24 protein-coding genes are annotated in these 23115 nt (G+C 33.6%); 21 read left to right on the forward strand and 3 right to left on the reverse strand.

The features are described from left to right. Window positions 1–19 precede the first annotated feature (19 nt). Window positions 20–1012 carry a ketopantoate reductase family protein gene (locus WR164_RS01380; protein WP_286135757.1) on the reverse strand — a complete coding sequence of 331 codons (993 nt, stop codon included), beginning with the start codon at window positions 1010–1012 and terminating at the stop codon, window positions 20–22. Between the two features lie 194 nt (window positions 1013–1206). Here WR164_RS01380 and WR164_RS01385 point away from each other — a divergent pair, with 194 nt between their 5' ends. From WR164_RS01385 to WR164_RS01400, 4 genes are all read left to right on the forward strand, one after another. Next, on the forward strand, window positions 1207–1650 hold the full coding sequence (locus WR164_RS01385; RefSeq protein ID WP_286135758.1) for a LytTR family DNA-binding domain-containing protein: 444 nt from the start codon (window positions 1207–1209) through the stop codon (window positions 1648–1650). Beyond that, window positions 1647–2087 carry a DUF3021 domain-containing protein gene (locus tag WR164_RS01390; protein ID WP_286135759.1) on the forward strand — a complete coding sequence of 147 codons (441 nt, stop codon included), beginning with the start codon at window positions 1647–1649 and terminating at the stop codon, window positions 2085–2087. Before WR164_RS01385 ends, WR164_RS01390 begins: the two co-directional genes overlap by 4 nt. A gap of 89 nt (window positions 2088–2176) precedes the next feature. Then, window positions 2177–2896 carry a hypothetical protein gene (locus tag WR164_RS01395; RefSeq protein WP_286135760.1) on the forward strand — a complete coding sequence of 240 codons (720 nt, stop codon included), beginning with the start codon at window positions 2177–2179 and terminating at the stop codon, window positions 2894–2896. An 8-nt stretch (window positions 2897–2904) separates the two neighbouring features. Further along, a complete protein-coding gene (locus tag WR164_RS01400; protein WP_286135761.1) occupies window positions 2905–3582 on the forward strand; it encodes an AAA family ATPase in 678 nt (225 codons plus the stop codon). A 45-nt stretch (window positions 3583–3627) separates the two neighbouring features. On the opposite strand, the gene WR164_RS01405 is transcribed toward WR164_RS01400, so the two are convergent. Beyond that, window positions 3628–4269 (reverse strand): helix-turn-helix domain-containing protein, encoded by a 642-nt coding sequence (locus tag WR164_RS01405; protein WP_286135762.1) that lies wholly within the window; start codon window positions 4267–4269, stop codon window positions 3628–3630. Window positions 4270–4690: 421 nt separating this feature from the next. Here WR164_RS01405 and WR164_RS01410 point away from each other — a divergent pair, with 421 nt between their 5' ends. The 6 genes from WR164_RS01410 (at window position 4691) to WR164_RS01435 (ending at window position 9829) form a co-directional block, all read left to right on the forward strand. Next, the gene (locus tag WR164_RS01410) at window positions 4691–5719 is read left to right on the forward strand and encodes a uroporphyrinogen decarboxylase family protein (RefSeq protein WP_286135764.1); all 1029 of its coding nucleotides are present in this window, start codon (window positions 4691–4693) and stop codon (window positions 5717–5719) included. After that, on the forward strand, window positions 5719–6465 hold the full coding sequence (locus WR164_RS01415) for an amino acid ABC transporter ATP-binding protein (RefSeq protein WP_286135766.1): 747 nt from the start codon (window positions 5719–5721) through the stop codon (window positions 6463–6465). Before WR164_RS01410 ends, WR164_RS01415 begins: the two co-directional genes overlap by 1 nt. Window positions 6466–6479: 14 nt before the next feature. Further along, window positions 6480–7145: an amino acid ABC transporter permease gene (locus WR164_RS01420; RefSeq protein ID WP_286135767.1), complete on the forward strand. Its 666-nt coding sequence runs from the start codon at window positions 6480–6482 to the stop codon at window positions 7143–7145. An 18-nt stretch (window positions 7146–7163) separates the two neighbouring features. Continuing rightward, window positions 7164–7856 (forward strand): amino acid ABC transporter permease, encoded by a 693-nt coding sequence (locus WR164_RS01425; RefSeq protein WP_286135768.1) that lies wholly within the window; start codon window positions 7164–7166, stop codon window positions 7854–7856. Between the two features lie 15 nt (window positions 7857–7871). Next, the gene (locus WR164_RS01430; protein ID WP_286135769.1) at window positions 7872–8735 is read left to right on the forward strand and encodes a transporter substrate-binding domain-containing protein; all 864 of its coding nucleotides are present in this window, start codon (window positions 7872–7874) and stop codon (window positions 8733–8735) included. Between the two features lie 116 nt (window positions 8736–8851). After that, window positions 8852–9829, forward strand: a complete 978-nt coding sequence (locus tag WR164_RS01435) for a DMT family transporter (RefSeq protein WP_286135770.1) — start codon at window positions 8852–8854, stop codon at window positions 9827–9829. Window positions 9830–9876: 47 nt separating this feature from the next. Here the strand turns inward: WR164_RS01435 and WR164_RS01440 are convergent, their stop codons facing one another. After that, window positions 9877–10038, reverse strand: coding sequence for a hypothetical protein (locus WR164_RS01440; RefSeq protein ID WP_286135771.1), 162 nt, complete (start codon window positions 10036–10038; stop codon window positions 9877–9879). A gap of 79 nt (window positions 10039–10117) precedes the next feature. Between WR164_RS01440 and WR164_RS01445 the strand changes: the two genes are divergently transcribed. The 11 genes from WR164_RS01445 to WR164_RS01495 all read left to right on the forward strand — a co-directional run bounded on the left by WR164_RS01445 (window position 10118) and on the right by WR164_RS01495 (window position 23045). Continuing rightward, window positions 10118–10561, forward strand: coding sequence for a hypothetical protein (locus WR164_RS01445; protein WP_286135772.1), 444 nt, complete (start codon window positions 10118–10120; stop codon window positions 10559–10561). Window positions 10562–10776: 215 nt separating this feature from the next. After that, window positions 10777–12093: a glucose-6-phosphate isomerase gene (locus tag WR164_RS01450; RefSeq protein ID WP_286135773.1), complete on the forward strand. Its 1317-nt coding sequence runs from the start codon at window positions 10777–10779 to the stop codon at window positions 12091–12093. Between the two features lie 334 nt (window positions 12094–12427). Beyond that, the gene (locus WR164_RS01455) at window positions 12428–13120 is read left to right on the forward strand and encodes an amino acid ABC transporter permease (protein ID WP_286135774.1); all 693 of its coding nucleotides are present in this window, start codon (window positions 12428–12430) and stop codon (window positions 13118–13120) included. 11 nt (window positions 13121–13131) lie between these two features. Further along, window positions 13132–13881 carry an amino acid ABC transporter ATP-binding protein gene (locus tag WR164_RS01460; RefSeq protein ID WP_286135776.1) on the forward strand — a complete coding sequence of 250 codons (750 nt, stop codon included), beginning with the start codon at window positions 13132–13134 and terminating at the stop codon, window positions 13879–13881. Between the two features lie 23 nt (window positions 13882–13904). Continuing rightward, entirely contained in the window at window positions 13905–14708 is an 804-nt protein-coding gene (locus WR164_RS01465; RefSeq protein WP_286135777.1) for a transporter substrate-binding domain-containing protein, read from the forward strand. A 115-nt stretch (window positions 14709–14823) separates the two neighbouring features. Beyond that, window positions 14824–15234 carry a hypothetical protein gene (locus tag WR164_RS01470; RefSeq protein WP_286135778.1) on the forward strand — a complete coding sequence of 137 codons (411 nt, stop codon included), beginning with the start codon at window positions 14824–14826 and terminating at the stop codon, window positions 15232–15234. Between the two features lie 75 nt (window positions 15235–15309). Further along, the gene (locus WR164_RS01475) at window positions 15310–16725 is read left to right on the forward strand and encodes a C69 family dipeptidase (RefSeq protein ID WP_286135779.1); all 1416 of its coding nucleotides are present in this window, start codon (window positions 15310–15312) and stop codon (window positions 16723–16725) included. A gap of 138 nt (window positions 16726–16863) precedes the next feature. Continuing rightward, complete coding sequence (locus WR164_RS01480) at window positions 16864–18492, forward strand: glycosyltransferase (RefSeq protein ID WP_286135780.1); 1629 nt, start codon at window positions 16864–16866, stop codon at window positions 18490–18492. Between the two features lie 4 nt (window positions 18493–18496). Further along, window positions 18497–20023 (forward strand): glycosyltransferase, encoded by a 1527-nt coding sequence (locus tag WR164_RS01485; protein WP_286135781.1) that lies wholly within the window; start codon window positions 18497–18499, stop codon window positions 20021–20023. A 146-nt stretch (window positions 20024–20169) separates the two neighbouring features. Further along, a complete protein-coding gene (locus WR164_RS01490) occupies window positions 20170–22386 on the forward strand; it encodes a bacteriocin-associated integral membrane family protein (protein ID WP_286135782.1) in 2217 nt (738 codons plus the stop codon). Window positions 22387–22391: 5 nt separating this feature from the next. Further along, a complete protein-coding gene (locus WR164_RS01495; protein ID WP_286135783.1) occupies window positions 22392–23045 on the forward strand; it encodes an ABC transporter ATP-binding protein in 654 nt (217 codons plus the stop codon). The last annotated feature ends 70 nt before the right edge of the window (window positions 23046–23115 follow it).

Here is a 23115-nt window from a genome sequence, read left to right on the forward strand (position 1 = left end):
TTTCGCCAAATTCAACTAATTATTTTTCCTGATCTTGAATTGATTTAACGTATTTATCCAAATCAAAGTTACCAGTGAATTCTGCTAAGTGAACCATGTTCCTTAAAAAGTTTTGAGCTGTGGCTTCATAGTGATATTTCACACCTAAATCATATAAATAACCGTTGATATAGTCAACTTCGGTGGGACGACCCCTTGAAAAATCTTGATACATTGATGGATAGTGGAGTGGATTACTGGTCTGGCTGACGTAGTGAATGGTCTGCCACTCTTCTTCACGGCTGCTTAATAATTTAATCCCAGCCCGTTCACAAACATCATAAGCTTCATTAATTAATTGCTTGGATAATTGTTTGGCAGTCGGTGCCTGAATAAATTCACCCATTGGAATTTTCATCATCGTACATAGTGAATTGACGACTGAATTGAAGATGACCTTGGATAGTAAAGTTCCCATAAAATTAGTGGTCAAAGTTGGGTTGAGGTTTGATTTTTGAAAATCAGCAACGATCTGGTGGGTTTCATCATCTGGCTTTTCAGTTTGGTTAGCCATATGCATTGATCCAGCACCTTTTTTACCAATGAAATCAACGTCACCGGGATGGTTTAAAACGGTTCCAATTAATGCGGTGCCACCAATCACGTGTTGTTTTTCGAAATGCTGATCGAACTGTTCGATGTGACCCATCCCATTCATGCCGCTGACCATGTATTGATCCTTCTTAAAGAAGTGGGCGGAGCGCTTTAGCATGTCTGGCAATTGCATCTGTTTCATAAACGCGATGTAGACGTCAGTATCTCCCTTATATTCTTCAGGATAATAAATATTAACTGGAACGAGGTGACGATTTTGTCCATCTCTTGAAACGTAAACACCATTCTGCTTTCTAATGGTTTCGACTTCTGGCTTCCAAGTATCAACAAAGTCAACGTCAAAGCCAGCTTCTTGAAGTAAGATCCCGTACCGAAGCCCCATGGCGCCAGCACCTAAAACTGTATATTTTAATTTCATTATGTATCCATCTCCATTGATTTAAATTAAGCATATTCTAACATAATTTTAATGCTAAATTAATACTAATTTTGATAAATATATTAGTTATTTTAAAATTTAAACCGTTGATAATGAATTTGATACCGTTTGTGGTGAATTCATTTTTAAATCGATTTAATTAGTATAATGTGGTCATAAGTTGTTTGAAGGAAGTGGTAAACATCAAAGTTAATCTATTTATTGATGGAAAGCAATCTGCTGAACATGCTGACCTTTATTTAAAACAAATGACTGATCGTTATCATAAATTGATTGGTGAACTGCAAAATAGTGATGCCAATTTGTGGGGATATCATCAGGATCAAATTGTTCCACTTGATTTGAAATCGGTGTCTAAATTTTATTCATCCGGACAAAACATTTGGGTGAAGATGAATCAGCATGATTATGAAGTTAAGAAACGGTTGTATCAATTAGTTAAAATTTTGCCGGAGAATTTCATTCAAATTTCCAGGAGTGAAATCGTTAATTTTGATTTGGTTGATCATTTGGAATTAACGAATACGGGGATGATTAAATTAATTTTTAAGAATCATGATTTCTCGTACGTTTCAAGACGGTACGTTCCGAAAATTAAGAGGAGGCTAGGAATATGATGAAGTATATTAAGGCATTATTTGCATTTGCATTTTCGGGAATTATAATTGGTTTATTTATCTCATTAGGATTTTCTTTAATATATAGGATTAATTATTTACCATCAGATCCTGGGTTTGTGAATCGATTTGCTAATTCTAGCGTTGCTTTATTAGTTTCAATGTTAATCTGGGCAATGATTGGAATTCTATTTGGTTTATCATCACTTATTTTTAAAATTGATCACTGGAGTTTACTGAAACAAACGATAACCCATGCAGTTGTAACATATATATGTTTTTCCATCTTAGCTATTTTAGCTGGATGGTTTCCATTTAATTTGATTATGTTTATTTACTTTACCATTATTTTTATCATTATTTATATTTTTATATGGATAGCAGAAAGATTAAAATATCATGCTTTAATTAATGATATTAATCGAAAGTTAAAATAGCATTGACATTAAAAACAAATGAGATATGATTAGAATAAATTAATCATAAAGGAATTGTGAAAATAATGATAAATAAAATGAAGGCATTAATGAAATTTGATATTGCAGCAACCCTTGATAACAAAGTTGTCTTTATCTATACGATTATTTTCCCAATCGGGTATTTTTATTTTATGGAATGGAAACAAATTTTTGGACATAATTCGTACAGTAATTATGATTTAATTTCCATGTTGATTCCATTCATCGGATATGTGGTTTTAATAAACGTTTTAAACAATGTGATTGGAGTTACGTATGCTAGAAGAGAATCAGGTTTTCTAAAAATGTATTCATTTATTGTTCAATCTAAATTAATGATAATTTTGTCACCATTAATTCTTTATTATTTAATTACTTTATTTGAAACAATTTGTTTTTCAATTATTGTCATGCTGTCATTACATCTAATTGATTTAGAAACAATTTTGCTAACGTTCTTAATTGTCAGCATTATTTACTTACCAACTTATGGTATTTTAAATATTGTATTAATGATGAGATTTAATCATCAATTGATGTCGATTGTATCTGGAATGACATTATTAATTGCATTATTTGCGTATACATTCACACCCACTAATCGAATCTTTCAGTGGCTCCTTTTGATTGATCCAATTCAACTTTTAGGTAATGTTTGTACGATTTTGACTTCTAAAGTAAATCTAACAATGATTGTACCAGCCTTGGTAGTCATTATTATTGACTGTTTAATTGGTTTATCTGTTAGTAAAATGATGCCGATTAAATCAGCTTCGGTCAGAAATTAGGTGAAGATATGATTAATGTGAATGATTTATCTTTTAGTTATAAAAATAAATTGATTTATCAAAAATTGAATTTTAAAACTGCTAATGGAAAATTAAACTGTATTGTTGGTCCCAATGGTGTTGGTAAATCAACTTTATTAGATTTGATTGCTGGGATTACTAAACCTAGTTTGGGAAAAATTGATCCGTTGATTTCAAAACATGACGTTGTTTATCAAACTCAAGGAGTACCATTTCTGAATGAAGTATCTGGTGATGATGCTATTCAAATGTTTCAAAGTATGGGTGGCAAAAAAATTCAATCCAACTCCAAATTAAGGCAAATATATAATGATGAAATTAAATCTTTCGCTGATGTGAAATTTCGAGATATGTCAGGTGGACAGAGAAGATTAATTCTTGTTTATGGGATGTGTACGTTGAATCGTAAACTATACCTATTTGATGAACCAACCAGTGGTCTTGATCCAATCAATAGTCAATTAGTATTAAGTCTGCTTAATAGCATTTCACGTGATAAACAGGTGATTTTTACCACCCATAATCTTTATGAATTAAAGAACTTAGATGTTAATATTATCTTTATATCTCATCGTGAATGCGTATTTAATGGCTCTTATTCTCAATTATCTAAAAAAGCTAGTGACAATGATATCATTAGTGCTTATTCTAAAATTTTAAAATAAAAATAAATCATGCCAACGTAATAAAGCTAGCATGATTTTATCTTATTATTTTTCGTTGGGTTTACCACGATATCCATATTTGTAATGAAAAGTAGTCGTGGCTAGTTTGATGATGCTTGCTAGGAAAATAAGGTTTAAAATTTCAATATAGTTAGTAAAATTGTTAAAGAAGCTAAGGATATTAGCTAAAACAAACGTTCCGATTGCTAATGGAATAAAAATTTTAAAGTCTTTGATTTGTTTATCACGAATATCTTTATATGGGGTGGGGCTAACCCTAATTTTTAAATCATTAAGTAAATCGATAATCGTGTAATCAACAATTAGAACAATGACGCTGGCAAATATAAAACCGGACCACATTTGATTTCTAATTATCATTCCGACAACGAGTACAATGAATGCAATGATATTAATGTGATTAATTGCGCTAATAATCGATTTGATTTGAAAAATAAGATTGTTTGGGTCTAATGCCTTCTTCATATTTTGATCCTCCTTTAACATACTGTCGATTGAAATCCCATAAAAATTACTGATATTGATCAAACTATCAATATCCGGATAACTCTGTTCATTTTCCCAATGTGAAATTGTTTTTCTAGAAACGTGTAAATGATTAGCAACTTCCGATTGTGTTAAACGCTTTTGCTTGCGAGCTGCGATAATTCGTTTACTAAACTCCAATTTAATCACCTTCTTCACCAATTAATTTAATCGAAGAATGAAAATAAAACAAGCTCAGTATCTGAGCATTACTGTTATATCAAGGTTTATGATGATATATTTATGTAATTGAAAATAATATGATTAATGTTTGATTAATGTTAAATGAGACTATATAATTTATATAATTAATAAAAAGAAAGGAGAGTAACCATCATAATGTCTAACTATTCAATGAATTGTATGTGCATGTGTACTTGTAAGTTGGCACTGGGTGGCAACTCTCTTTCGCATACACTTAATTTATTGAATTGATAATAAAAATATAAAATAAATTAAATGCAAAGAGGTCGTTATTCAGTGAAATGCTGAATGACGACCTCTTTTTTATTGTTTGTGTTAAATATAATTTAATAATTTTTATTTTTAAGGAGTGATTTTGATGGATCGTAATGATGTATTAACAGCTTTTGATAACAAGGATGAAAAAAAGGTTCCATTTTCAGTATGGCATCATTTTAACCCCAATGAATTCTTGACCTTTGTTCAAAATCCTAAAGCTTTTGATACCGATGTAAAAGGCGAAAGTAATTATGTTAAAACCGTTAACTCTGATTTTGTAAAGTTAATGGATGATGGTTATTTTGTTTGTAAATTTAATCACGTCGACAATCCTAGTGATTTGAATTCATTATCTAAAATCCAAGAATTGAACGATGATGATCCATGGTTAACTGGACAGTATCATTTAATTTCTGATCAAATTAAAGCAATTGATAAATCTAAAGTAGTTTTTAGCAATGTTTTTTCAGCCGTCACACTTTTTAAATGGGCATTTTTTAATCCCGAAAAAGATGATGATGTTTCAGTCGCAGATCATCGTTTTGCAGACCTATATCTAAAAGATCCTAAGACTGTAACTAATGCACTAAAAGTAATTACTCAGGATATTAAGAAACAGGTTCGGGTTGCTAAACGTGCTGGAGCAGATGGCGTTTTCTTTAGTACTCAAGAAATTCAAGATAAACGGATTGGCAAAGATTTCTTCAAAAATGTTCAAGAAAAATTAGATGCAGAAATTATTGATGTGATTAATCAAAATTTTGATACTGGCATTCTTCATGTTTGTGGCTTCGCTGGTGCTACTAATCATTTACCATGGTTCACTAATTATAAACTTCCGATTATTAACTGGGCAACCAAAATTGATGGATACACACTTGGCGAAGGAAAGAAACTTTTTGGTAATCGCGTTGTTCTTGGTGGTTTTGGAAATACACAAGACGATGTTTTATACAAAGGTTCAAAAGAACAAATTCAAAATACAGTTGATAAATTAATAGATGAAGCTGGGACGCAGGGAGTAATTTTAGGTGCTGATTGTACCGTTCCACGTGATACTCCAGTTAACCATATTAAATGGGCAGAGGAGGCCGCACATACCTATCTTAAGAGAAAGGGGACCAATTAATGCCACTTTTGCAAATTAAGAATTTAAAAAAGAAATTTGATAAGAAAAATATTTTAAAAGGTGTTGACCTTACAATTAATAAGGGTGAAGTAATTGTTATTATTGGCCCTAGTGGATCAGGAAAAACAACTCTTTTAAAGAATATTAATTTCTTAGAACAACCTACCAGTGGTGAAATGAATTTTAAAGGTCATCTAATTAATTTACAAAAACTAAATAAACAAAATGAATTATTACTTAGAAGACATACCGCTATGGTTTTTCAAAACTATAGTTTATTTAAAAATAAAACGGCTTTAGAAAACATTACCGAAGGATTAATTTATGGTAAAAAAATGGATAAGAATAAAGCAAATCAAATTGCATTAAAAGAACTAAATGCAGTCAATTTAAGCGATAAAAAGGACTCTTATCCAGCTCAATTATCTGGTGGACAACAACAAAGAATTGGAATTGCACGTGCCACCGCATTAGATCCGGATTTGATTTTATTTGATGAACCAACATCTGCATTGGATCCGGAATTAGTTGGGACCGTTATTGATGACATTGATAATCTAGCTAATAAAGGCCAAACCATGATTGTTGTAACTCATTTGATGTCATTTGCTAAACGAATCGGGACCAAAATCTTATTTTTTGAAGATGGTCAAATTAAAGATAGTGGTACACCAGATAAAATTTTTAATCATCCAGATAATAAGCGAGTTGAGGAATTCTTGTCTGCAATTGCACAAGATAAGTAGGGAGGAAGATTGATATGAGTTTTACAGGGACTGTAAAAGCTTTACTAGCTGGACTCCCAAGTACCTTATTTATTTTGATCGTTTCATTTATTCTTTCAAGTATAATTGGATTATTTGTGGCCTGGCTTGCATCCCAAAGTGATAAATTTTCCCGTGGATTAGCCAAAGTATATACCGGTTTATCAAGAGGAACGCCACCATTGCTAATGCTTCTGTTGGCATACTATGAATTGCCTAAAATTCTTCAATTTGTTGGTATCAATGCTAATGATTGGAGTAAATACTTTTTCGCAATTTTTGGTCTATCCGTTGGTTTTGGTGGTTACATGGGTGAAGTATTTCGTTCAGCATTTGAATCAGTTGACCGCAGTCAATTTGAAGCAGCATATTCAGTCGGCATGGAACGGAAGGATGTTTTTAAAGAAATCATTTTACCTCAATTATTCGTGATTGCATTGCCCAACATTCAAAATATGTTTTTAAGTTTTTTAAAAGCAACATCTTTAGTATATGTGATTGGGATTGCTGATATGTATCAAGATGCCACTTCACTAGCTAATGTTCATCAAGGTGTTTTCCAATTACAGATTTTTCTTGTCTTGGGGGTTATCTATTGGTTAATCACCGTCGTATTTGATTATTTGTTTAAACTTTATATTAAGAAACATGATTATATTTAGAAAGGAAGCAATTAAAAAATGAATTGGGGTTTTATGTTTAAATCGTTTCCTAAGTTGCTTTCCGTTCTGCCAATTACATTGTATTTATCCATCATTGGAACGTTAATTGGATTGATTTTGGCTATTTTAATTGCAATTGGACGTGAAAAGAAAATTGTGATTTTAACGCCAATTTTAAATTTATTTGTCTCAGTAATGCGTGGAGTTCCAACAATAGTTCAAATTTATATTGTTTATTACGGATTACCCAGATTAATTTATGCTTTATTTGAGCATGGTGCAAATTCAAAGGCAATTACATTGTCTAGCATGACCATTGGAGTTGTTGCTTTTGCTTTGAATTCATCGGCTAATTTATCAGAAGCAATTCGTGCCGCCTATCATTCCGTTGATCATTCTCAATATGATGCAGCATTATCAGTAGGGATGACTCCATATGAGGCAATCAAAAGAATTGTTCTCCCACAGTTAATTCCTAATTTTATTCCTAATTTTACAAACGTATTTTTAGATATTATTAAGGATACATCGTTGGTTTATAACATTGGAATTGTGGAAATAATGGGGAAAGCAAATATTATTGCATCATTTGCATTTAACTATTTAGAAGCATATCTAGATGCATTGGTTATTTATCTCATTGTTTGCTTTATATTTGCTCGAATTTTAAGTTGGTTGGAAAACATTATCAGAAGAAGAGTATTTGCATAAGGAGTGAAGAGTTATATGTCTAAAAAAGGTTATATTTATACAGGAATAATTGCGGCCATCATTATAATTATTGGTGTGTTTCATTTTACAAGTAGTAAAACTCAAAAGGCAACTAAAAGTCACCCACAAACCGTGAACGTTGCTGTGGATACTTCTAACCGCCCATATTCTTTCGTAGATGGGAATAATGTAAGTGGTTATGATGGAGAATTATTGAAGAAATTAGATCAGGAACTTCCTCAATATAAATTTAAATATTACAATGCCGCTCAAAATTCAGTTTTCGTTGGTTTAGAATCTGGCAAGTATGATTTGGCTTCATCTGGATTTTGGTATTCTAAACAACGAGCTCAACAGTATTTACTTTCTAACCCAAGTGGAATTGCTGACTTAAGATTGGTTTATCGACAAAATGAAGGTAAGGTTAATGGTTTTCAAGATGTTGTTAAAAAACATTTGAATTTAGCTCCAATTTCTAGTGATGATGCAAGGTATAATGTTATTCAACAGTATAATAATTCTCATCCAAAAGAAAAAATTAAGTTAAAGGCCATTGGTGATCAAAGTGCTGGTGATGCTTTAAAACAGCTTCAGCAAAAGCAATTTGATGCAGTCTTCTATCCTTATCAAGCATTTGTTCCCGTTCAACAAGCTGGTGGTGCTAAAGGTTTAACGGTTTCTCCTTCGTTAGGGTTTAAAAATGATTATATTGCTGCTAATAAGAATCCTAAGAACAAGCAATTAATTAGTGATATTAATAAGGAATTAAAGAAATTAAAGGCTAACGGTTACCTAGAAAAATTATCTAAGAAATGGTTAGGCGAAAACGTATTTAATCTACCAGGTGCCGAAAAGAATTTCGAAAATCCTAAGGGTTAAATTAGTTTGAAAGCAGTGACATTTTTGTCACTGCTTTTTTTATTATAAAATTGACGTTAATCTATGAAACATGCTATATTAATAATATTTGAATAATTTAGGAGAATCTTCGAACCTTGAAAAGAACAATTTTATATATTTTAATTTCAACCTTAATGTTTAGCTTGATGGAAATTGCTTTGAAAAGTGCCGGGAATGCTTTTTCACCGATTCAATTGAATTTGATTCGATTCTTTATTGGTGGATTAGTCTTATTGCCAGTAGTTTTAGGTCATTTCCGTCATTCGCACATCCATTTTTATAAGAAGGATTTAGCAATTTTCGCATTAACCGGATTTTTGTGCGTAGTTGTTAGTATGACGCTTTATCAATTAGCAATTGTCTATGATCAAGCATCGACGGTGGCAGTAGTGTTTAGCTGTAATCCAGTTTTCTCACTACTATTTTCGTTCTTAATCTTACATGAAACGATTCATAAATTAGGTTTAATTTCCATGATTTTATCAATTGTCGGCTTATTGGTGATTGTGAATCCAATGAAACTAACCAATCCGGTTGGTTTAGCATTAGCAATTGGGGCAGCGATTACCTTTGGATTATACAGTATTATTTCCCGCTGGTCTTCCGTCATGAGTGGTTTTAATGGCTTGACTACCACCTGTTTTACATTCTTAGCGGGTTCAATTGAATTGCTGATTTTAGCTTTAATTTCACACGTTCCGATGGTCGCCCATGGAATGCAGCATGTTTCCTGGTTAGCTAGTTTTTCAAACACACCGATTCTAAATAATGTGAATATGCATTACTTCTGGCTACTATTTTTTATCAGCGTCTGCGTGACTGCCGGCGGGTTTGCATTTTACTTCCTTGCAATGGATCTAGCGGGGGTATCAATGGCATCATTGGTATTCTTTATCAAACCGGGATTAGCACCAATTTTAGCAATGCTATTGATTCATGAAAACATTTCAATTAATACCATCATCGGGATCGTAATTATTTTAATCAGTTCAGTTGTGACATTCGTTGGTCATCGAATGGCTGCGGCTGCTAAAGATCTTGATGATGATTTGGATAACGATGATTTAGCATAAAAATGCCCCTATCAAAATTGATAGGAGCATCAATGCTTATTTACAAATTAATTGAAACCAATGTGATGTTCTGGCTTCTTATTCTTTTTGTCATTTGCTTTAATTTCTTTTAGGGCCTTTTTGTATAAATCAGCAGCTTCTGCTGGCTTCTTACTTGATAGGTCCTGTTGCTTTAACCATTCTAGGGCAATCATTTTGTTAATATCCATTATGATGCTTCCTTTCTTGAATTTAATCTAAAATCGATTAGAATTATTATATTACCAATAAAAATGAGGTGTTATCACCATGAAACATAAGAAAACATTATTACAAAAATGTTTGAGTTATCTTAAAGATAAGATCAATGCAGCCGAAAAAATTGATGATGTTCCTAGTATCTTGCCAATGGCATTGATCGTTAGGAATCTGAGTGCTTTAAAATCTGATGCATCATCACATCAAATTTTATCACAATTAGGCATTAGTTGTTACACATGGGTTCATTCTGCTAATAAAGTGCAGCAGCAAGTTGCGGATGCCCATCCCGATTTAGTCACACCAAGCGTGAATAAGAATGATATTATTCCATTTGCTCAGGATTTAATTCATCACTTTAATTTTAAACACGTTCTAGTGCTAGAGCAGAAGAATGGTGTTGCAGTTGCAACCCCGCCAGACGAATATAAAAGTGATTATCAACAATTTTTAAAAGATGAAAAAATTGATGGTAAAGTTGTGATGTTTCTTTAATAATAATGATTAGGCGGCCTGAAGAAGGCGGCTTTTTTATTACGTTAATATGTAATCGCTTTCTTAACTAAATTGAAAGGATTTATAAACGATTAAATTAGTTCCAATTATTTAAGAAAGTGGTATGATTGAAATTGAAGAAAGCGCTTTCTAAATAAAAATTAATCATGATAATATTATAAAATTGTTCCTGATTAATATTGGAGGTCATATAAATGGCATACCTTAAATTAGATTCTTCTAAATTAAATCGATTTGTAAACTCGAATGAAGTTCCTGAAATGCAAGCATTAGTAAATGCAGCCAACCGCGAATTGCGTGATGGTACTGGTGCTGGGAATAATTATCGTGAATGGCTCCACTTGCCAACTAATTATGATCATCAAGAATTTGAACGCATTAAAAAGGATGCTCAACAAATTCAAAGCGATTCTGACTTCCTAATTGTAATTGGCATTGGTGGTTCTTATTTAGGTGCAAAGATGGCCGTTGATTTTCTTCATGGTGATTTTGATGATCTAAATTCATCTAACCATCAAACCCGTGTTATTTTTGCCGGAAATTCATTGAGCTCCTCATATCTTCATGACTTATTAGAATTAATTGATGGCCATGATTTTTCAATCAATATGGTTTCAAAGTCAGGAACCACGACTGAACCTTCAGTTGCTTTTAGAATTTTTAGAAAACGCTTGATCAAACAATACGGAGCAAAAGAAGCTGTTAACCGCATTTATGTCACAACTGATGCTAAAAACGGTGCATTAAGACAGGAAGTAAATGAAAAAGGGTATGAAAGCTTCATTATCCCGAATGGGATTGGTGGACGCTATTCTGTTTTAACCCCGGTCGGCCTACTTCCAATTGCCGTTTCTGGTGGTGATATTGATCAATTAATGTTAGGTGCTCACAAAGCTGAAGATGAACTTGATAATCCTGATTTGACTCAAAATAATGCTTACCGTTATGCTGCTTTAAGAAATATCCTTTATCGTAAGGGTTACGGTGTTGAACTATTAGAAAATTACGAACCGAACATGCGGATGTTTGCCGAATGGTGGAAGCAATTAACGGGTGAATCTGAAGGAAAAGATCATAAGGGCATTTTCCCAGCTTCAGCTAATTTAACCACTGATCTACATTCACTTGGTCAATATATTCAGCAGGGACGCCGAATCTTAATGGAAACAGTTGTTAAAGTTAACCATCCAAGACACGATGTTGATATTCCACACAATGATAAAAACACCGATGAATTACAATATCTTGAAGGCCACACCGTTGATTATGTCAATACTAGAGCATACGAAGGGGTCGTTAAAGCTCATACTGATGGTGGTGTTCCGGTGATGACCGTTAATATTCCAGACGAATCCGCCTACACACTAGGCTATCTGATCTACTTCTTCGAGGTTGCGATTGCAATTTCTGGTTACTTGAATGGTGTTAATCCATTTAACCAACCTGGTGTTGAAGAATATAAGACCAATATGTTTATTCTTTTAAATAAACCAGGCTATACTAACAAATAATTTAAACGATTGAGTCCAGCATTTACCGTGTTGGACTTTTTTAGTTGAAGTTAATTTAATTGACTTTCAATCGCTCCAATGATATTATACTTTTAAATTGTAAGTATATGATTAACGAAAGGAAGTTACTAATGAAAAGTTGTCCATGTTCAAAATTTCAATTTGTAGGATATTCAAAACTGATCATGGTGACTTCTTATTTTTAGGATTGTTTTAATTAATTATTCCTTATTCAAATTAATAATATGTCGATCAATGAATTACCATGTTTCAGTGCAAAATTGGAGCATGGTTTTCTTTTTGTTTGCAAAATTAGAAATGGGGGTTACATTGAATGTGGGAAATTATTAAAACTGCAACACCACAATTGATTTCTGCTGGGATTAAGTATTCAATCCCAATTGCTTTAATCTCGTTCTTCTTTGGGATGGTGTTAGCGCTGATGACGGCACTAGTGCGTTTATCCCATAAAAATCGGTTCTTCTTGATTGTGAAGGGCATCTTTAGGTTTTACGTCTGGCTCTTTAGAAGTACACCGTTGCTAGTTCAATTATTTATTGCTTACTTCGGCTTGCCATATTTGACCATTCCGGGAATCTTCCCAAATGGAATTAAAATGTCGCCGTTCTTGGCTGGAATTTTAGTCTTTTCACTTAATACTGGCGCTTATGGTTCTGAAACGATCCGGGCATCGATCCTTTCAATTTCAAAGGGACAATGGGAAGCTGCCTATTCAATTGGAATGAAAAAGATGCAGGTCCTTTGGGATATTATCTTACCCCAGGCGGCCCGGATTTCCTTACCACCGTTATCCAACAGTTTTATTAGTTTGGTCAAGGATACTTCGCTAGCGGCATCCATTACGATTCCCGAAATGTTTGAAGTGTCACAACAAATTGCCGCTCAGAATTATCAACCGCTGACTATGTACTGTTTAGTAGCGTTCTATTACGCCATCGTATGTACCTTACTTTCATTCCTACAGTCATACCTAGAAAAAATTACGTCTAGATATACCATTCAATAAGGAGGAATTACATGATTAGGTTAACGAACGTGAATAAAACCTTTGATAAGAAGCCGGCTTTAAATCAAATTTCGACTGAATTTCCGGAAAATAAAGTGACAGTAATTGTGGGGCCATCTGGATCAGGAAAGTCCACGCTGCTGCGTTCTTTAAATTTATTAGAACGCCCGGAATCCGGCCAATATCAATTCAACCATGATTTCGATATTGATTTTTCAAAACCCATTTCTGATAAAACAATTTTAAAATTGCGGCAAAAGACTGGAATGGTCTTTCAGGGCTACAATTTATTTGCCCATCTGACCATCATTAAAAATATTATGGAGGGACCGGTAAAAGTCCTTCACCAAAATAAGAACGAAGCTAGAAAGAATGCTTTGGCATTATTGGACAAAGTTGGTTTGAAGGATAAAGCCAATGTTTACCCCAGTAATCTATCAGGTGGACAAGCTCAACGGGTGGCGATTGCTAGATCGTTAGCAATGGCACCTGAATATATCTTATTGGATGAACCGACCAGTGCATTGGATCCTGAATTAGAATTAGGGGTGTTAAAAGTACTGTTGCAAATTGCAAAGGAACAACAATCAATGATTATTGTGACCCATAATATGGCCTTTGCCCAACAGGTTGCTGATAAAATGATCTTCTTAGAAGATGGTCAAATTAAATTCGATGGTTCGGCACATGATTTCTTTACGACGAATAACCAACGGATTGCAGATTTTATTTCTGCAATGACGTTGCATGAAATTAAATAATTGATTTGAAAGGATGATTTAGTTTGAAATTTGGGAAAAAATTTAGACGAATTGCTGCTCTCGTTGCAGTTTTAAGTGTTGGTTTAGTTTTAACCGCTTGTGGTTCCAGCAAGAGTTCAAATGCAGAATTACAGCATAAGGGCAAACTAACCGTTGGTTTAGAAGGAACCTATGCTCCTTATTCATACCGCCAAAACGGTAAGTTGACCGGTTTTGAAGTTGAATTAACGCAGGATATTGCTAAGAAGATGCACTTAAAACCCCAATACGTTACTACTAAATGGGACGGTTTGATTGCCGGTTTAGGCAGTAACAAGTATGATACCGTCTTTAATAATATTGGTGAAAACCCACAACGGAAAAAGAGCTTCTTATTCTCCACTCCATACATCTATGACAAATCTATTATCATTACTAAGACTAGTGATAAATCAATTCAAAATTTAAAGAGCATTAAGGGAAAGAAGTTTGTTGAAGGTACTGGAACTAATAATGAAGCCCTTGCTAAACAGTACGGTGCTTCCATCGTTCCATCCGAAGAATTTACGACTTCCCTCGCATTGATTAAAGAAGGCCGTGCTGATGGTGCCGTTAATTCACTTGCAGCATGGAATGCCTATAAGAAGGATCATTCCACTGCTGGTTTGAAAGCCATCGTCATTCCTAAATCAGAACATGCACCGGCTAAAATTGCTGGATTATTTAACAAGCAATCACCAGCACTTCGCAAGAAGGTATCTAAAGCCATTAAACAATTAAGAAAAGATGGTACTTTGAAGAAGCTATCCGAAAAGTACTTCCAGGCTGATGTTACTAAAAACGACTAAGGATTAATTTAAAAACCATTCTCAATCATTTGGGGATGGCTTTTTGTTTGGCATAAAATCCTAAATAAAGTGTTACTATTAAGATATGTAATTTATGATTAAAGGGGAAAATAAAATGTCAAATACACGCTGGCGCGGTCGAATTCACGCTTTGAAAATCAATAGTGAACTATTAATGAAGAATTGTGTTGATAGTTATTTAAAATCAATTCGGACTGACAAAAAAGATTACTACTTTAAAAAATTTAAGGAATCCACCAAAAGTTTAACCGACAGTTATTGGAAAATTGATGCTATTTACAGCACTAACCATGCCGAAAAAGAAAAATTTGATGATGCACCCGGCTGGATGTACGATCTTTTAATTAATAGTAATAATTTATATATTTTATCCAATGTGAAAGACCGGTACGTCTTTGATTGGAATCTATTTGATGTTCACACGGTCGACCGTTTTCTAGACGAACTTAATCGCGTTGATATTTTTGAATTAGATGATGGTAGTTACGTCATGGTAACTGCTTAGAATAAATAATAAACAGTTTAACTGTTTTTTAATCTAACATCGGGTTAGAATAATGGTTAAATAGGGGGATTTAATATGAAAAAAAGTTTATCATGTACTTCAATTTTAATCGGTAAAAATGCCACCGCTGATGGTTCAACCATCGTTGCTAGAAACGAAGATGGCTATGCACCCGTTGGACCCAAGCAGTTCGTTGTCCGGCCTGCTAAGGATCAAAAGAATGCTTATTTCGTATCACATGAAACGGGCGTTAAGATTCCGTTGCCTGACCATGCCTACCGCTACACCGCTGAACCTAGTGTTGCCGATCATCCCGTTTACGAAGAAGCCGGTATCAACGAAAAGAACGTTGCCATGAGTGCGACTGAAACGACATTTACTAACCAACGTTTCTTAGGCTTTGACCCATTAGTCGATGATGGTGTGAACGAAGAATGCATGGTTACCGTTGTTTTACCTTACATTAATAGTGCCCTAGAAGGGGTAAAACGTTTTGGCCATTTGATTGAAAAATACGGAACCGGTCAAAGTAATGGGATTGCCTTTTCTGATCATAATGAAATCTGGTACTTAGAAACGGCTGGTGGCCATCACTGGGCAGCGGTTCGAATTCCTGATGATGCCTACGCCGTGGCACCGAATCAAATTAATATTCAAGAGATTAAATTTGATGACCCTGATCATTATTTAACCGATCCGGATCTTAAAAATTTTGTTGAAAAATATCATTTAAATAATGATCCTAAACACTTTAATTTTAGAAATATCGCTGGTACCCACACCGAAGCCGATGCTCATTACAACACCCCTAGGGCTTGGTATGGTCAAAAGTTATTTACCCCGGATGTTCAGCAGGAACCAACCAGTCAAAACATTCCATTCTTGCAACACGCTAACCGCAAATTAGCCGTTGAAGATGTGGAATACTTCTTATCATCCCACTATCAACAGACCCCTTACGATCCATTTACCCATGCAAATGAATTGAAGAAACAGACGTTTAGATCAATTGCATTAGACCGGAATCAAATTTCACATATTTTACAAATTAGAAATGATGTTGATCCAAAGTATGCTGCATTAGAATGGATGGCCATGGGCTTTCTCGCTTACAGTCCATATGTTCCGTTTTATGCTAATATTAATCAGACTCCATTCAATTATCAAAAGACGGGCAATGATTTTGATATTAATAGTGCTTACTGGATGTATAAGTTAGTGGCTGTTTTAGCAGAACCCCACTACCATGCCTTTATTAACGACATTAATGCTTACCGGGAAGCTTGCCAATCATACGCTTTGAACCGGATTAAAACGGTGGATGCGATTGCCAAGAAATTAGATGGTAAGGAATTAACTGAAAAATTAACGAATGAATCGATTATTACTTCTGATAAAATTACGCGTGACACGAATAAATTAATTGATCGCTTAGTTAAAGGGTCTTTGAACCGCTCTAAGATTACCTTTGAATCTGGCGATAATTTATAACTAAATGAATTTGAAAAGGGCCCTCAATTTAATAAATTGAAGACTCTTTTTAGTTTATAGTTTTTTAGTGATTGATTTTGATTTATAATATATATAATTAACGATTTTAATCTCAAACGGAGAAGGGAATTATATAATATGAATTTTTTTATTAATGAAAATTTTAATGAAAAAAACTCTGGAATTGAACATGCCCAATTAAAACGAGCATTACTTTTCCGTAAAAATAAAGCACCATTTAAATTGGTATTCCAAAGCTGGAATCCACTACTCCACCACTGGTTATCCGAAAACCAGATTCATGATGATGAAATCTTGAACATGTTCGATTACTTCCAACATGCTGAAGAGGTAAAACCAAAGGTGGTTCAAGCCCAAGATATTGATTTTGGGGTTGATAATTTAACCTATAACGAAGAACCCAATCATAACCGCTACATTGTCTTTCACGACAAAGCAATTGTCGGTCGTGTGAATTACTTTGCTAAAAATATTTCTGATCAAAAACAAGTCAGTTCCGTTGAATTATTCGATGGCTTCGGTAATTTATACCGGGTTGATTTCTATGACCTCCGTGGCTTTAAGTCCATGGTTCAGTGGTATACACCTGATAATAAGATTGCGACCGAAGTTTGGTATTCAATTGATGGTAAACCGGTCGTTGAAAGTTATTACCGTAAAAATGCACTCGGTAAGATGCAGAAGTCTGGTTGGAAGACCATTTCTGATGAAGGAACGGTTAGAACCCACTCCGGGATGAACGAATTGGTACTTCAATTCTTGAATGAAGTGAACGACAAGTACTTTAGTAAAAAGCACCCGAACATCTTCATTATGGATCGTTCCGATACCGTTGAAGATATTTTGCCGTTGCTTCGAAAGCCAGCTTATAACGTTTTGCATCTTCATAATTCACATGCCGGAAATGCTCAAAAGCCAAATACTTCCATCATGAATGATAATTATGAATACAGTTTGATTAATGGTGACCGCTACGATGCCATTATTTCAGCTACCCATAAACAAACCCATGATGTGAAATACCGTTTTGACCCGAAGTGTGATTTATACACGATTCCAGTTGGTGTCATTCCAGATGCCAAGTTTAAGCAGAAACGGATTCCAATGTCGGACCGTGATCCATACAGTATCGTTGCGACCGCCCGAATTGCCCCCGAAAAGCAATTTGATCAAGTTATTCGTGCGATGGGATATGCTAAGAAACAAGTGCCGAAGATTCATTTGGATCTTTACGGATACGTTGACCATTCCCATCATGATACGGCGATGAAACGGATTAAAAAAGCCGAAAAGGATACTGGTTTAACCGACCAAGTCCACATTCATGGGTATACCCAAGACGTTGCCGATGTTCAAAGAAAAGCCCAACTTTATGGTTTAGCATCCGTCATGGAAGGATTTAACTTAGCCATGATGGAAGCTCAATCAGAAGGGGACGTTGGTGTTACCTACGATGTTAACTATGGACCGAATGAATTAGTTCAAAATAATCAAAATGGATACGTTGTTAAGTATGGCGATGAAAAAGCACTTGGTGCCAAAATGGCATACCTCTTTACCCATCCCAAAGAACTTCAGAAAATGTCTGATCAAGCCTACGAATTATCGAACCGTTATTCCGAAAAGAACGTTTGGAAAGATTGGAAGAAATTATTAGATGGTGCCGATCAAAAATGGGCTCACAAGATCAAACTTTACCAACCTGAAATTACAAAGGGAATCGAACAAATGGATGAAGGAGTTTAATTAAATGAATAACAACATGTATTATTTTGTGAACGAAAACATTTTTACCTTTAACTCTGGAACTGAATTTTCTGCCATGAACCGCCAGAAATTATTTAATAAGTATGATGTTAATTCTAAAATCATGACAAGGAATTACAACCAGGGATTACACCAAGAAATTAGAAAAAACGGCCTTGGTGACGATGATATTATTAATATGTATGATTATTTCCAGCATGTCACTAAGGTACCTTATCACCACGTAAAATTACGTTATTCTAAGATGATTGATAAACGTTACTACAAGATTCGTGGAATTGATAACAATAAGTCGATGATTTTGCTTCATGGCCATAAGGTTGCGACCGTCCAAATTTTCCCATCGACCGTGGGTGAAATTGGGAACGTCATTTACTATGATGATTTTGGTAATGTTACTAGCAAGGATATTTGGGATGCACGTGGCTTTAAATCCAAGACTCAATACATGCATCCGGATGGCCAGCTCGGTCATGAATTAGTCTATGATTACCATGGCAAACCAGTCATGGAAATTGCCCACATGAATATTAATGGTAAGTTATCACCAACTATGTATAAATTGTTGGATTACAATGGTCATAACTTGCGATTCAATACCGAAGATGATTTATTTGTGTTCTTCATGCAGGAAATTTTGAAGAAACATCCTGGTGTCTTGATCAACGACCGTCCAACTTTGACCGAACCGGTTGCTAAGGTTAACAATGCTGAAAAACGTTATCAATTACTACATAACGTTCAGACGACCGATGCTAAATTATCTGGCAGTCCCAAGGGAAAGTTGTTCCCAATTTTAGAACAATTCTTCCATAAGGATATGAATAAATATGATGGCATCATCGTTTCAACCGAAGACCAAAAGCGTGACTTTAATAAATTATTCCCATCCCTCCGTTGTTACGCGATTCCTGATGTGGCACTCTTTAAGGATCACGAAAAGGAAATTCAAAAGGGCTTGAAACCGGTTGATAATGATAATTTGATTTACATTGGCCGAATTGCGGAAGATAAGCACATCGATCATTTGATTCAAATTGCTAGTTTCGTTAAGAACAAGATTAGCGATGTGAAATTAAATATTGTGGGTTACTTCTCATCACCAAAGTATCAAAAACAGCTTGAAAATCAGGTTAAAAAGTTGAATTTGAACGATGTCGTTAAATTCAAGAATTATTCAATTGGAAAACAAAAGGCAAAGCTTTTAAGTAATTCTAAGTTGATGCTCCAGACTTCCTTTGGTGAAGGTTTGAGTATGAATTTGGTTGAAGGGCTTGAATACGGCTTGCCAGAAGTGGCTTACGATGTTCACTATGGACCTAACCGGATCATTAAAAACGATGTCAACGGTTATCTGATTCCACAGGGTAACATGCAAGAAGCTGCTAATAAGATTGTCCGCATCCTAAGTGATGATGATTTGTACAAACAATTTTCGAAGAATTCTTTGGAACATGCGAAGGACTTCTCGGCTGATAATGTCATGAGCCAGTGGAAAAAGTTAGGATAAATGATAAAATTTAAGATAATAATGAAAAGCCACCATCCAGTGTTAGGACTGGGTGATGGCTTTTTTAAATAAATTTTATATTGACATTTAGTCTGATTTTCTATTTAATACATATAAGAGATATTTATTTTTTGGAGGTTGAACATTTGAAATATAAAAGTAAAATATTGAATGGACATATTCGATTGATTGGGTATGTCCTTATTTTAATCCAAAGTATCTGTCTTGTATTATTTGCAACTGCAATGCTTGGCAACCGGTATCAAGATGATTGGAATACTTATTTAACAAGTGCAACGAATCATAATTTTTATTTAAATAATGTTTCGTCTAAGAAAACGTCCCAATTTATAGATTATACATCTCGAATTACTCGTCAACATCATTTACTAATTTTAAGAAAAGATAATCAGAATTATGCTGATGATCAGAATAACTTGAATATTGGAATGATTGGAAATTCTGAAAATAAAAATGTTGACTTTGCATATTTAAATCATAATATTATTAATCAAAATGATGTTAATAAATTATTAAATGATTCAAATCAGAATGCCACCCTCGGTTTAGGGAAAGGCTCCATTAATCAAATTAAAAATATTTATCAGTTCCCGTTTTCTGATCCAGTTACAATCTATCAGTTGGGGACTTTAATAAAACAAAGCAATACAATTAATGGAAATTATGAAATTGTCGGAATTCATAATAATGCTGAATATAATCAAATTATAAAACAAATTTCAGAGATTACTGGACAAAAGCAATCTAATTTAAAAACGCCTAAAGTTGGAATGGCTTTAGAAAATAGCCTCGCAATTCCGATTTTAATGGTAGCAATAATAGTCTGTTTCTTAGCATTACTTAGCCTCTTCTTAATTATGTTTGTTCAATCTTCCAAACGGATTGGAACACTTATTTTATTAGGATGGTCTAAATCTGAAATTCTATTTAAATTTTTATCACCATTCTTAATGTTTAATTTTCTGTGTTTACTGATTTTATCATTACTAGGTGCATTAATAATTGATTATGGTGCCTTTTTTATGACATTATTGCAATTTTACATTTTTATAAATATTGTTAATATCATCATGACTTTGATTGCATTTATATTATCTTCATTTGTGATGATTTTAATTAAAAACATTGATCTAATTAAAGGAAAATTTTCAAAAAAAGTATTATATACTTTTGCAATGTCATTATATGTTTTTATTAGTATTGGAGTTGTGGTAGTTAGTTATATCACTGATCGTCCGATGGATAGCATTATTAATAATCAGCAAATCGCAAGAAATTGGTCAAATGTTTCTCAAATGAACGTGTTGAGTAAAATTGAAAATAATGGTGATATTCAATCAAACCAGTTAGATCAAAATATTTATAATTTCTATAAGAGTATTAGTGATCATAATGGTGTTTATATCATTAATACTTCTTATTTATCCGAACATTGGATTAATAATATGAAAAATGCTGGTACTTATAAATCGCTTCCTAATCGCCCATTTTGGCAATTTGATTTTTCGCCAAATTATGCTCAAAAAGTCGGAATTAAATTAACTGCAGATGAATTACAAGCTGCTAAACAAGGGCAGAGATTGTATTTAATACCTGATTCTTTATCAAATCAAGACTTTAAAGCTGATACCAATTTCTTAAAGGAAGATGCACTCTTAGATATTGGCGGAAATGATGTACAAACACCATTTTTAAAACAGAAGAAATTTAAGTTTGTTAAATATAAATTCAATTCAGATCATTCATTTTTTACCTGGGACGATTCAGGGAAGAATGTAGATTCAACATCGCAGCCAGTTATTATGATTGCAACACCTGCTAACATGACCTACGTTGAGATCGGTGGCTTGTATGCAAACGGATTAGATGGTTATTTAAAATTTGATAATCAAAAAATAATGAAACAAAATATAAATAACAATAATTTGAAAAAGTATAATTTAATTAATGATCATTTACAATTTGCGTCGGTTAAACAATATATTGATGGTCTTCAAAAGGACTTAATGCAGACACTTCAATTATTCTTGGTTGTTTTTGCTATTTTAATTATGCTACTAGTAATCCTGTTATTGATTATTATCACAGTATTCAATACCGCCAATGAGAAAAAAATTGCTGTGAAAAAATTTCTTGGCTTTTCATTCTTTAATCTTTACCGCTTGCCATTAATAGTTGTAGCTTTAACGACATTGTTGCAATTACTAGCAGTTACAATAATGAAGTCTAGAATTGGCTTTGTTCTAATTTTAATCAGTTTTATTATTCAAATTTTAGTATTTATATCATATGTAAACAGGAATCAGTTTAAACAGATTATTAAATTATTTAAGGGGAAGTGATAATTGTGGATGCGATTACTGTAAAGAATATTTCAAAAAAATATGGTCATCGAACCATTTTAAACTCAGTTAATTTTTCCGTTAAGGAAAAGGAATTTGTTGCCATTGTTGGACCATCAGGTGCTGGAAAATCAACGTTACTAAATATCTTAGGATTGTTAGAGACACCATCTTCTGGATCAGCATTCCTATTTGGAAAATTAATTCCTAAAATTAACAGTAAGAAAGCAACGATGATTAGAAGAAATGATGTGAATTATCTTTTTCAATCCTTTGCATTAATTGATGATATGACCGTTTTTCAAAATTTATTGCTAGCAATGCATTTTACTGATTATCATTCCCGTGATAAACGTAAATTAATTGACCAAACTGTTCAAGAATTGGATTTAAAACAACTAGAAAATGCAAAAATCAATACGCTTTCTGGTGGTGAGCAGCAGCGGGTTGCGCTAGCAAGAATTATATTAAAACCGGGAAAGTTAGTTTTTGCTGATGAACCAACCGGTGCATTGGATGAAGAACATGCTGATGAGGCCTTTAACCAAATTGAAAAATTAAGATCTAAGTATGGAAAAACAATTATTATGGTGACCCATAATATTGAAGAAGCTCAAAAGACCGATCGAATTATTAATATAAATGATATTCAGAAATAAAATAATTGAAAAAAAAAAGTTACTAGGCTTAATGCCAATAACTTGTCATTTATAAAGATTTAAAAGCGAG

Source organism: Philodulcilactobacillus myokonensis (genome assembly GCF_027923585.1).
GTDB lineage: Bacteria > Bacillota > Bacilli > Lactobacillales > Lactobacillaceae > Philodulcilactobacillus > Philodulcilactobacillus myokonensis.